Source organism: Mesorhizobium sp. M0244, assembly GCF_040321795.1.
GTDB lineage: Bacteria > Pseudomonadota > Alphaproteobacteria > Rhizobiales > Rhizobiaceae > Mesorhizobium.
The window spans coordinates 1-10,606 of record NZ_JAMYSE010000145.1 but is presented as its reverse complement, the minus strand read 5'-3'; the positions used below and the strand labels follow the sequence as shown (position 1 = coordinate 10,606).

Genomic DNA, 10,606 nt, shown 5'->3' with positions numbered 1-10,606 from the left:
CGACCGCGAAGAGAAGCGAGTGACCCGCGGGGCGACATGGTCCGGAAAAAAGACAGGAAACGCTTGACCTCACCGACCCCAATCAGAGAAGCCTGTTAGTCATTTAATTAGACACTGCTTTTATGGCAGCCTGTTGCGCGAACAATTGGCAGCATACCCCAAATGGCCCCAGAACAGGTTTTTCGTCAACTTGCCGAGCCATCTAGTCCGGTCTGGTGCATGCCACCAGCCGAAAATTCGAAATTAGGTTACAACCGAATAGCGAGGCAATTTCGCAATCTCCGCCGCCATGGTCTTTAGCGTGACCTCGCCGTAGGTATCGGCAACCGTCCTAGCTGCCTGACCCTGAATTGCATCCAGAATACGGGGAGGGTGACCTTGCCCCTCTTATCTAATCCGGTTTGAAGTTCGTTCTGGCCCATCGAGAGGACCAGGACATGTAGCCGCTTCTCTGAAGAGCAGATCATCGGAATTTTGAAGGAACATGAGGCCGGGGTATCGGTTGCCGATCTGTGCCGCAAGCACGGGGTCAGCGACGCCTCGATTTTCAACTGGAAGGCCCGCTTCGGCGGGATGGATGTCTCCGAGGCTCGGCGACTGAAGGCTCTGGAGGACGAGAACACGCGGCTGAAGCGGCTTCTGGCCGACGCCATGCTCGACAATGCCGCGTTGAAGGATCTTGTGGGAAAGAAATGGTGACGCCCGCGGCCAAGCGGAAAGCTGTCGCTCGCCTGAAGGAAGGCTTCGGGATGAGCGAACGGCGGGCGTGTAAAGCCATCGGCTGTTGCCGCATGACGGTTCGCTACGAGACCAGCAGGCAGGACGCCCGCGAGCTTCGCGAGCGGATGAAGGCGATCGCGCAGGAGCGTCGCCGGTGCGGCTACCGGCGTCTTCTCGTGATGCTGAGGCGGGAGGGCCTGGTCGTGAACCACAAGAAGCTGTTCCGGCTCTATCGGGAGGAGAAGCTCGCCGTTCACCGCCGTGGCGGCCGCAAACGGGCGATCGGGGCCAGGGCGCCGATGGTGGTGCCGCTGAGGCCCGACGAGCGCTGGTCGCTCGACTTCGTATCGGACCAGCTCACAGACGGGCGCCGCTTCCGCATCCTGGCCGTCGTCGACGACTGCACGAGAGAGTGCCTGGCACTCATCGTTGATACGTCTCTCTCGGGCATGCGGGTTGCCCGAGAATTGGACCGGCTCATCACCGAGCGCGGCCGGCCGAGAATGATCGTCAGCGACAATGGCAGCGAGTTCACCTCGAACGCCATCCTCTCCTGGGCGGATCAGAACCGCGTGGAATGGCATTACATTGCGCCCGGCAAGCCGATGCAGACGGCTTCATCGAGAGCTTCAACGGCCGACTGCGCGATGAACTGCTCAACGAGACGCTGTTTACTTCGCTGGCTCAGGCACGCGTTGCCATCGCCCTGTGGCGCGACGACTACAACACCGCGCGGCCGCATTCCCAAATCGCCTGGCAGACACCGGCCGAGTTCGCCACCACCTTCAATCCGCGACGGTCGCTCGCGCTGCGCTATGCCAAAGGCTCCGCGCCAGCGCCCGTCGCTCCACCCGCCCAGCAGGGCACAACCCACGCCGGAAACGAACTCAAAACTGCATAGAAACTGGGGGCAACGTCACTTGCATCGCCTTTCTGCCGAGCGTGAATTGCCACTGCGTTTGATTGTTCTAATTTAGTAAATTCTAAACCGCCTTCGGTCTAAGTTGCTCTTAAGAGAGGGCTTCTGGATGCGGACACTGAAAGATCTGCTGCTCGAAAGGAAAGGGAACTTTGCCGTCGCGATGGCCTTAATGGTGGTGCCACTGGGCTTGGCCCTTGGCCTTAGCATTGACTTTGTCAATGCCGCTTCCTGGAAATCCAAGCTGCAGGAGATGGCCGATTCGGCGGCTCTTGCTGCTGTCGAGAGCGACGGAGGAAACGAAGAAGCCGTCCATGCCGCGAAGAATTGGGCGCTGGCCAATAGCTCCTTCGTGACCGGCGCTGTCGTTGGGGTGAGCATCACCACTCCTACTGCTGGGACGCGAGAGGCGGCGGTTGAAATCTCAGCTGGAATGCCAACCGCTTTCATGAGTCTTGCTGGAATTCGGAGTATTAACCTTCACGTGGCGGCAACGGCCCGAAAAGCCGCGCCAGATTATTGCTTCTATGTCCTCGATCCTGCCTCAAATGGAGCGCTGACGGTAATGGGTTCCGGGGGCCTTTCGGTGCCAAACTGCGGTATCCAAGTGAATTCCTCCAGTCCAAAGGCGCTGAGGCACGTTGGAACCGGAAAGATCGTCGCCAGGGAAATCTCTATAGTGGGCAATTACCAAGGCGGCGGTTACACCATCATCCCGAAAACCAACCAACCCGAACTCGCAGACCCACTTGTCGACATACCGCAGCCCGCTCCACCGAACGGCTGCGATTACAGTAATCAGATGCTGACCGATGTTACCATTCCGGCCGGCCGGGTGTTCTGTGGAAACATCGACTTCGACGGAAACGTCGTTCTTTCTACCGGAGTTCACTATTTTCAGAACGCAACAGTGAGTATCGGCAGCCATGTGAATCTCTCGGGCGACCAAGTCACGATATTCGTTGACTCCGAGTCAAGCATTATTCAGTCAGCAGGCAAAGGTGGCGTAAGGATTTCGGCTCCCACGAGCGGCATTTACGCTGGCATCGCTATCTTCGGGTCACGCACAGTTACGCCCTCTGTGCCAACGGTCTCATTATCCGGAAACAAAAACTACTTAATTGAAGGGGCTATCTACCTGCCCCACCATCATTTTCGGATGAGAGGGACAAAAGACCTGAAGTCGACTGCCAACTCAGGTTGGATTGTTGCCTGGCAATTCTTCTATAGCGGCAACTCGAGCGTGACCCTGGATAGCTATGGTGCGACTCCGCCGAAAGCTCTTAGAGAGTTAGGGATAGTGCTCCTTCGCTGAAGCAGTGATGATGTTAGTCCTCGGCACAGGGCCACACCTTTGTTGTCGCTGCGTTTTGGACGGAATAACCGGGGCTGGGACGAAGCAACCATTCCGGGCGGCTGCGGTCAAATGCATGGCCGAAATTGCCGCCAGAGATCTCTGTCAGTTCCGCTGCTCTGCCGGCAGCGTGCCATTTTTGCGTCTACAGAGAAGGCAGTCTACGCACTCCGCGGCTGGTGGTTGGCGACGATCCCGGGGTGAAACGCGACAGTCGATCTGAAGGTGAGTGACATCGCCGCTGCTCGCTTCAGCGGGACTGGCGCCGTGAGAGCTTGCCTATGTCTCCGCAGACAGGCTCGGCTCTAAGCCAATAGCGTGCCGACGAGCCGGAAACTAGTATACTTCCCAGGTCCTACCTCTTCCGCTAAGTTAGCCAAAACGGGGTTGGCCTGGGCAATTTCAAATGGTGCAGATACCACTTCTGGGTCCAATTAATATTTATGACGGGGTGCCGCAGTTCCGCACGGCCCACGCGATGAAGGCTGCTTTTAAGGAACTTGGCTACACCTCGACAAGATTCGGTGATTTGCTGCGGGTCGCAAAGGGCGGTCGACATTGTTATTTGTTCGAAGGCGAGACCAGTTTTATGTCGCGCTTGGGAAGCCGCATCTTAAAGGATAAAGTATTAACTTCGAGAATTCTGAAGGAACACGGCCTGGAGGTGGCTGAACAGCACGTCTTTGTTTCCGATCAGTTAGAGGCGGCGCGACCCTTGGTGGCGCGGATGGGTAGCGTTGTAGTCAAGCCTGCCGACGGCAGAAAAGGCAGGGGGGTTACCGTCGGTGTGACGCCCGAAACGTTAGATGCAGCTTGGGGTCTCGCCAGCGTCGGGTCCTCAAAGGGCATTCTCATCGAGTCATTTTTCAGTAACGCAGTCGAAGCGCGATACTTGGTCATAGATGGACAGTGCGTCGCGGTGATTGAGAAGGTTATTGCACATGTCGTAGGGGATGGAGAGCAAAACGTCGCGGCCCTTATCGACGAAAAAAACGCCCGGCGTGCTCGCAATTCACATTTGTCCGAGTATCCAATCCAGGTCGACGCAGCACGGCGCAACTTCTTATCCGGGCAGGGAATGACGCTTGAAGATGTTCCGTCCAAAGGTCGGATCGTTCCGCTCGCCGCCAAATCCGGTTGGTTGCTAGGAGGCGAGACGCGGAACATCACCGACAGCGTACATCCGGAGATGCGGCGTATCGCCGAAAGAGCCACTCAAATCGCGCCAGGCTTGGATGTGATCGGTCTCGATGTCATGGCGTACGATCATACCACAGCCCCGAACCCCGGTAGCTACATCATTATCGAAGCCAATAACCGTCCCGGTCTAGGGCTTTATGTATATCCCGCACACGGCGATGCAATCGATGTATGCCGTCTGATAGCGGCGTTTTGCGACCGCCAGCTGTTTCTCAAGGCACACCCGCCAACCGATATGCTGACCGCCGACAGGCCACGGCCTTCGGCAGCCCGCGCCGAAGAGCCCGCTCTGGTGGTCTCGCCTGACCTAGACCTACCGTTTCATAGGCTTGAAGTCTCCAGCAGCCAGCCGCCCACCATCATGTTCGGCGGAGACACGAGCCTTGGTGACGGCTATCTCAGCGACCGGTGGCCTGAGACACGCGCCCGCTTAAGCAAGGTCCCGGACAGCTTCTTCGACGCCCTGCGGCCGATGATCGCCAATCGTGCAGTTCTGGTCCTTAACCTCGAGACAGTCCTTGCCGTTTCGCCACCGGATATCTTTGGCGGACAAAAGAAATTTCTTTCCTGGGAAGACCCCGTGCGCACGCTCAGCGTACTTCGGCGCCTTGGGGTAGACGCCGTGACGCTGGCCAATAACCATTCAATGGACTTTGGGCAGGAGCCCGCATTGGCGATGAGAGACACTTTGTCGTCCAGCGGAATTCATTCGATCGGGATGGGGCCCGACCTTGCCGCAGCAACAACCCCACTTTTGATCGATTTAGGTGTTGCCCAAGTCATAGTTTTTTCTGCTTTCGAGTACCGCAGAGACTACGACCAGAATTTCAAGTTCTATGCCGGGCCCCACACGCCAGGAGTGGCCGGATTTGGGGAGGGATTCTCGCATTTCCTGCCCGACCAAGTGCGCCTCTATCGAGCCGCCTTTCCTGAGGCGATGATCGTGTTTCAACCGCATTGGGGCGGCAAGAATTATCGCTGGGCGACGCAGGAGATGTTCGCTTTGGCGAAAGAGGCAATGCGCGCCGGGGTAGATCTGGTTATTGGGCATGGCGCCCATTGTCTACAGCAGGTAGAGTTTTGCAAAGAAGGCGGGTTGGTGTGCTCTTTGGGTAATTTTGTCTACAATGCCCCCGGTCGCTATCTGAAAGAGAGTGGTTTCCCTTACAGTCTCATCGCGCGGCTACATCTGGGTGTGGGGGAGGCGGAGCTGCGCCTCTACCCGGTGTCTTGCGACAACCGGGTCACCGATTTCCGCACGCGTCCTGTGAATGCCATGCAAGCTGCATTGGTCTTGTCGGAATTGAGACGACGTGCGACACTTCCCGACCAGTTCGACCACCAGATTAAACTTAAGAAAGATGATTTTGGGTGGTGGTACTTGCAAAATCAAGTTCCTCTGTCACCGCGCTTCGCCCTTCGACGGTAGCGCAATTGCTCATCCTGTCATTTCAGGCGTTAATGCGGACGAGCGGGCATGAATGTACGCAGCTCTCCGGTTGCAAAGACGGCGCCCAGCCGGCACTACCCTAGGACGCTATATCACGGCGGACCTAGTCGAGAGTCCAATTGCCGGCGCAGGCGAGTTACAACTTCATCTAGACCCATGGCATTCGAAGCTTTTACAAGAAGGAGGTCCTTCGCGCGCAGGATAGTGGCGAGCTCGGGCAACACATCGTCTGCTGTCGCGAAGTGTGGGCCGAGGAGATACTCCGGCAGGGCACGACGGAGATATGTCATCTGCGTCCCAACCGTCATCACCATATCCAGATCGGCCGCGAGAACGGGTTCCGCCAGACCGGCGTGAAATTCGGCCGATCGTGGCCCGAGTTCCCGCATGTCGCCAAGAAGGGCAAGCTTTCGGCCCCCACTTGCGCGCTGCCCCTCAGCAAGTGCCGCCAGCACGGCGGCTACTGATGTCGGATTCGCGTTGTAGGCCTCATCGACGATATGGATCTCGCCGGACGCGAGGGCGATGCGTATGACTTCGCCGCGCCCGGGGATGGCCTCCACCTCGGCGAGCGCGTTGGTCGCAGCTCCCAGATCAAGGCCGAGCGAATCGACAGCCGCCAGCGCGCTGAGGCTGTTGACTGCCATGTGCCGCCCTGGATTACCTAACTTGTAGGCAAAGTCCCGGCCCTTCAGGACCGCATGCACCAGTTGATCTTCGGGCGAATAGTCCACGAGCCGGTAGTCGGCCTTAGCATGTTCACCGAAGGACACGACCTTCGCCCCGAACGACAGGGCGCGGGCTCGGAGGTATTCGAAATGCTCGGAATCCCGAGGCATGATCGCAGTGCCGCCCTTAGCGACATCGTACAGGCGGGCTTTCAACTTGGCGATGGCCTCACGCGAGCCGTACTCTTCGAGATGGGCGTCGCCGATTGTCGTGATGAGTGCGACATGCGGCTTGAGCGCAAGCGCGCTAAGCTTCCGATAAAAGCCAATCGACACCTCGAAAACGTGGAAGCCATCACGGGGAAGGTTGGCGATCTCGCCATACACTCCACTGTTGGTATTGAAGTTCTTGTCCGGAAACGGTTGATAACCAGTTGCGGTGAGAATGGCGTTGATCATCGCCTTGGTGCTCGTCTTGCCGACGCTGCCGCCCACGGCGATGAGGCGTCCGCCGTAAGCAGCCCGCGCTCGTTTGGCGAGATACTTCATGGCGACGCGGACCGAAGCCACCCGGAGCAACGGCAAGTATTCGAAGTTGGACCGGTACTCTCGGTCCGCGAGGAGCGCGAGCCCCTGTCGCCTGAAGCGCCTGATCTTCTTGGTGTGTACGCCGTAACGGTAGGTGCCAACGCATGGGATGACGAGCGCGCCGGGGCCGATCAGTGCGTCGCAGAAGGCTATGCGGTCGGTCGTCCAGTCTTCCGGCAGGTCGCCTTCCCATATGCCTGCAGTGATCTCCGCAAGCTCAGCCATCGTCCAAGGGTGCATTTCTCCCCCTGTCCCGCCGATCGACCCGAATCACGTTGACCCGCGCCTCGGCCACCTGGAATGCGTAGCCGTCCGACACCCCGTCCTGTGGTCCGATCACTTTCAGCCAATTCCGCCCAATATGCAATGGTTCCGGGTACCACCGGAGACCTTTGCCGGGTTCAAAGCGGCCTTCGCGAAGGCCGCTACTTTAACGACGAGATCCGCAATCACTTTTGAGATCGTCTGGTTGGGACCGATCATGATCTTGGATGACCGGAACCGTCTGTTCGAAGGTTGGTTACGCATCCGTCGAGTTCAACGGCTCATGGTTGGGAGATAGTGATGCAGCACCTCGCCAAGGTTTCGCTTGTCGAACGTCTGGCCACAAACGGGGCAGAACTCGAAATACCCGGCTTCGTCGTTGGCGGGCGGCCCGTGGCGCTTGCCCTTGATGCCGATTGCGGGGTTGTTGGTTCGATCTCGTCTCACGTTGGTCGCCACCGCGCGTAAGGGATCGATCCTGATTACCTCCAACCGTTCGGTGGGTGAATGGGGGAGCGTTTTTGGAGATCCCGTGGTGGCCACGGCAATCTTGGATCGCCTGCTTCACCATTCAACGGTGATCACCATCAGGGGGACAGCTACAGGCTGCGCGAAAAGCGCCGGTCCGGCCTTCTGCAGAAGGTCGGCTCGGTGCCCGAAACAAACGAAGCAAACCAATGAAGGGGGTCAGTTCTTCAGTTCGCCAAAGGGGTCAATTCCTGGATTCGTTTGACAAAGGCGGCAGACGCAACGTCTGCGAAGCCGTCGCCCGCGCGTTCAATTGGTGCGACGAGAGCGTTCCGCCGAGCGGGTGGTCAGTGCGCAGCATTCGCGGCCTCAGAGCGCGCGCGGGGCGATACGGATTGATCGTGCCGTCGCCTGCGGTCGGCTGCTGGAGTTACCCGGCGGGTCAGAAGGGCCTTACCGCAGCAACGACGGCTATCTTGAAAGCAAGATCGTCGATGCGCCGACATTCGAAGGCCCGATGCGCACGCCGGCGGTGGGTTCACCATGAGGAGTGTGAAAACCGTACAGGTTCGAGCCTTGCTCGAATTTAGCGAAAGATCAGGTGCAAAGGCTGGAGCAGCCCCACGTAGCGATTGATGTCCGTGAGCAAGACACGCCTGTTGTCCAGTTGTCTCTGACCCTGGGCCTGTAGGCTACACAAGCGCAATCCGCCCCGCGCTGAAGATAGCCGGCACCCATCGGGAGAGGGGGGAGGGCGGGAGATAGGTGCCGGCCAAGGCGGGAATCAGGTCCGCCGCCGCAACAGCGTAGCTGAGCCTTGGCTTGGTGTCATTGCCTGATGCCGGGACTGGGCGCCTAACCGTCGCACGCTCAACCGGCGCCTTGTGGCAATTCTTCTCTCTCAAGTCGAGGTGTGCGCAATATTGATCGAATGGCAGACCTTCACTCGAAGGGGCGACTTTGCTTTTGCTGTGTCGATTGGTAATTCTGTAAAGAAATCTCCGGGCGAGAGGGGTAATGCCGATCCATCAAAGAGCTCGGGACGCGGGTGTTTTCGACCAGTCCGAGTTGGCGTTGCTCAGTCGCGTGTTCGATCGGCTGAAAGTTGACGGTCAGACCGTGCATCAACGTGAAGCGCTCGCGTCCCGGATCATTGCAAATTACATGGCCGGCATCGTGGAGGAGGAAGAGCTTCTTTCGGCTTCCAAACAGCGCTGGGTCATGAGGTCCGTCGACGCTGTGCTGCCGCGCGCATCGGGCGTTGGCGCGCTGGCACGGTTATCCGCGCCAGCGCCTTGCTGGATGTTTATAGACTCGACAGTGCAGACATCTGCAGTCCCGGCCCGCTTCCCATGTCGCGCTCATGTCGCATGGATCTGCCGATAGCCGCAGGAAACGCTTGGAAATCAGCCGTGGCAGCTTCCAACATGCGCGACATGAAAGGACGCTTCTATAAAGCAACCTTCCAGTTAATGCCTTGATTTCATTGAGATAAACTTGGTAGCGGGAGCGCGCGAGATCTTGTAGCCGGTCTTGCGCGAGATGCCGAATTCCCGGCACACATCGCTCATGCCTTCCCCGTCGAGAAGGCGAGCTACAAAACGAAGACGTTCCTCCATCACCGAATACTCTCTCCACGGCATCAACACCTCCGGCCAAAAGCCAAAAGTGTTACCCATTGGACTGCACCCCTTGGGTGAGACACTAATTAGGGACAGTTCTCCAGGTTTTGGATTGCGGCTGGGGGATCCTGGCGCAATCGCGTTAGGCCGGCTTCGTATTCATCCGGCGAGAGATAGTCGAGCGCTGAATGCAGGCGATGCCTGTTGTAGACCCGCTCGATGAATTCGCCGATGCTTTTCTTGGCATCGATGATGTCGCGATAGGCTCGGCCATCGACCTCTTCGTCCTTTAGCGTTCGCATGAAGCGCTCAGCCTTGGCATTGTCATAGGGATTGCCAATCCGGCTCATGCTCGGCTGGATGCGATGCGCCGCAAGTCGTGCAGCGTATTCAGCGCAGGCATATTGCACGCCGCGATCGCTGTGATGGATGACGCTGCCCGGCGGAGGTCGGCGCACCGCAATCGCTTGGTCGAGCGCAGCGATCGCCAGCTCGGCCTTGAGATGGGTTGCCATTGCCCAGCCGATGACCTTGCGGCTGTAGGCGTCAAGCACGATCGCCAGATAGGCGAACTCCTCGGCAAGATGGACATAGGTGATGTCGGCGACCCAGAGCTGGTCGATGTCGGTCAGTTGGAGGCCTCGTGCCAGATTGGGAACGACCCGCCAGCCATGCTTGGAATCCGTCGTCATCGGCACGAAACCTGCCTTGCGCAGACACAACAGATTGTCCTCGCGCATCAGCCGCAGCACACGCTTGTGGTTCGCCCGCCAGCTCCCGCAGCCGAGCAGCACGGCAATCCGGCGATAGCCGTAATGCGGATTGGACAGCGCCAGGCGCTGGATCACATCACGCAGACCTGCCTCCTCACGGCGTGGAGACGATACCTGCCAATGCCGATAGTAGCCCGCGCGGCTCACGCCCGCGAGCCTGCACATCCGCTCGATCCCGATCACGCCTTGCAGCCATCGAAAAGGACGCCATCATCGCCTGGATGACCGTGTAGATGCCGTCCCGCCAGGCGCGCCGCTCTGCTGGCGTTCTTCCCCGACGTGCTGCAAGGCAAAAAATCGAGATCGACGGTCTTCTGTCCGACCAATCGTTCCAGATCGGCGATGCGAGCCAATGCCTTCGACAGCTCGTCAGACGTATCCGACGGCGCAGGCACTGCAGGATCGTTTGCTTGCCGCCGCACCGCTTCGACGCGCTGCGGACGCCCAGCACCACGCAGCGCCGAAGACCCGCCAATGCGAAACTGGGGCGCCGCTGGCCAAGAGCCTGCTGTTCGATCCGCTCGGCATGCGCTCGAGCAGCTATCGGCACGAGGACTTCATTGCCGCCGGCAACAACCGC

6 protein-coding genes and 3 pseudogenes are annotated in these 10,606 nt (G+C 58.7%); 5 read left to right on the top strand and 4 right to left on the bottom strand.

The features are described 5' to 3' along the window. Nucleotides 1-420 precede the first annotated feature (420 nt). From NKJ08_RS36865 to NKJ08_RS36855, 3 genes and pseudogenes are all read left to right on the top strand, one after another. Nucleotides 421-1,621: pseudogene (locus NKJ08_RS36865) on the top strand (IS3 family transposase). A gap of 127 nt (nucleotides 1,622-1,748) precedes the next feature. Then, nucleotides 1,749-2,954: a TadE/TadG family type IV pilus assembly protein gene (locus tag NKJ08_RS36860; RefSeq protein ID WP_352531558.1), complete on the top strand. Its 1,206-nt coding sequence runs from the start codon at nucleotides 1,749-1,751 to the stop codon at nucleotides 2,952-2,954. Between the two features lie 445 nt (nucleotides 2,955-3,399). Continuing rightward, nucleotides 3,400-5,622, top strand: a complete 2,223-nt coding sequence (locus NKJ08_RS36855; protein WP_352531556.1) for a CapA family protein — start codon at nucleotides 3,400-3,402, stop codon at nucleotides 5,620-5,622. Nucleotides 5,623-5,735: 113 nt separating this feature from the next. On the opposite strand, the gene NKJ08_RS36850 is transcribed toward NKJ08_RS36855, so the two are convergent. Both NKJ08_RS36850 and NKJ08_RS36845 read right to left on the bottom strand, forming a co-directional pair. Beyond that, nucleotides 5,736-7,124: a UDP-N-acetylmuramoyl-tripeptide--D-alanyl-D-alanine ligase gene (locus NKJ08_RS36850; protein ID WP_352531554.1), complete on the bottom strand. Its 1,389-nt coding sequence runs from the start codon at nucleotides 7,122-7,124 to the stop codon at nucleotides 5,736-5,738. A 312-nt stretch (nucleotides 7,125-7,436) separates the two neighbouring features. Next, nucleotides 7,437-7,706, bottom strand: coding sequence for a hypothetical protein (locus NKJ08_RS36845; protein ID WP_352531574.1), 270 nt, complete (start codon nucleotides 7,704-7,706; stop codon nucleotides 7,437-7,439). On the opposite strand from NKJ08_RS36845, the pseudogene NKJ08_RS36840 reads away from it, so the two are divergent. Beyond that, a pseudogene (locus tag NKJ08_RS36840) lies at nucleotides 7,630-7,844 on the top strand (ATP-binding protein); the annotation flags it as partial. The gene NKJ08_RS36845 and the pseudogene NKJ08_RS36840 sit on opposite strands and share 77 nt — an antisense overlap. Before the next feature lie 1,304 nt (nucleotides 7,845-9,148). Here NKJ08_RS36840 and NKJ08_RS36835 read toward each other — a convergent pair. Together NKJ08_RS36835 and NKJ08_RS36830 are read right to left on the bottom strand one after the other, a co-directional pair. Beyond that, nucleotides 9,149-9,274 (bottom strand): annotated as a pseudogene (locus NKJ08_RS36835) (helix-turn-helix domain-containing protein); the annotation flags it as partial. Between the two features lie 65 nt (nucleotides 9,275-9,339). Then, the gene (locus tag NKJ08_RS36830) at nucleotides 9,340-10,209 is read right to left on the bottom strand and encodes an IS3 family transposase (protein WP_352531552.1); all 870 of its coding nucleotides are present in this window, start codon (nucleotides 10,207-10,209) and stop codon (nucleotides 9,340-9,342) included. Between the two features lie 169 nt (nucleotides 10,210-10,378). On the opposite strand from NKJ08_RS36830, the gene NKJ08_RS36825 reads away from it, so the two are divergent. Further along, the coding region (locus tag NKJ08_RS36825) for a hypothetical protein (protein WP_352786128.1) at nucleotides 10,379-10,606 on the top strand (228 nt) is incomplete at its 3' end.

Bases quoted from the DNA above. Each gene is read 5' to 3' on its own strand.
- NKJ08_RS36850 (WP_352531554.1), bottom strand. From the start codon at position 7,124: ATGGCTGAGCTTGCGGAGATCACTGCAGGCATATGGGAAGGCGACCTG.
- NKJ08_RS36855 (WP_352531556.1), top strand. From the start codon at position 3,400: ATGGTGCAGATACCACTTCTGGGTCCAATTAATATTTATGACGGGGTG.
- NKJ08_RS36860 (WP_352531558.1), top strand. From the start codon at position 1,749: ATGCGGACACTGAAAGATCTGCTGCTCGAAAGGAAAGGGAACTTTGCC.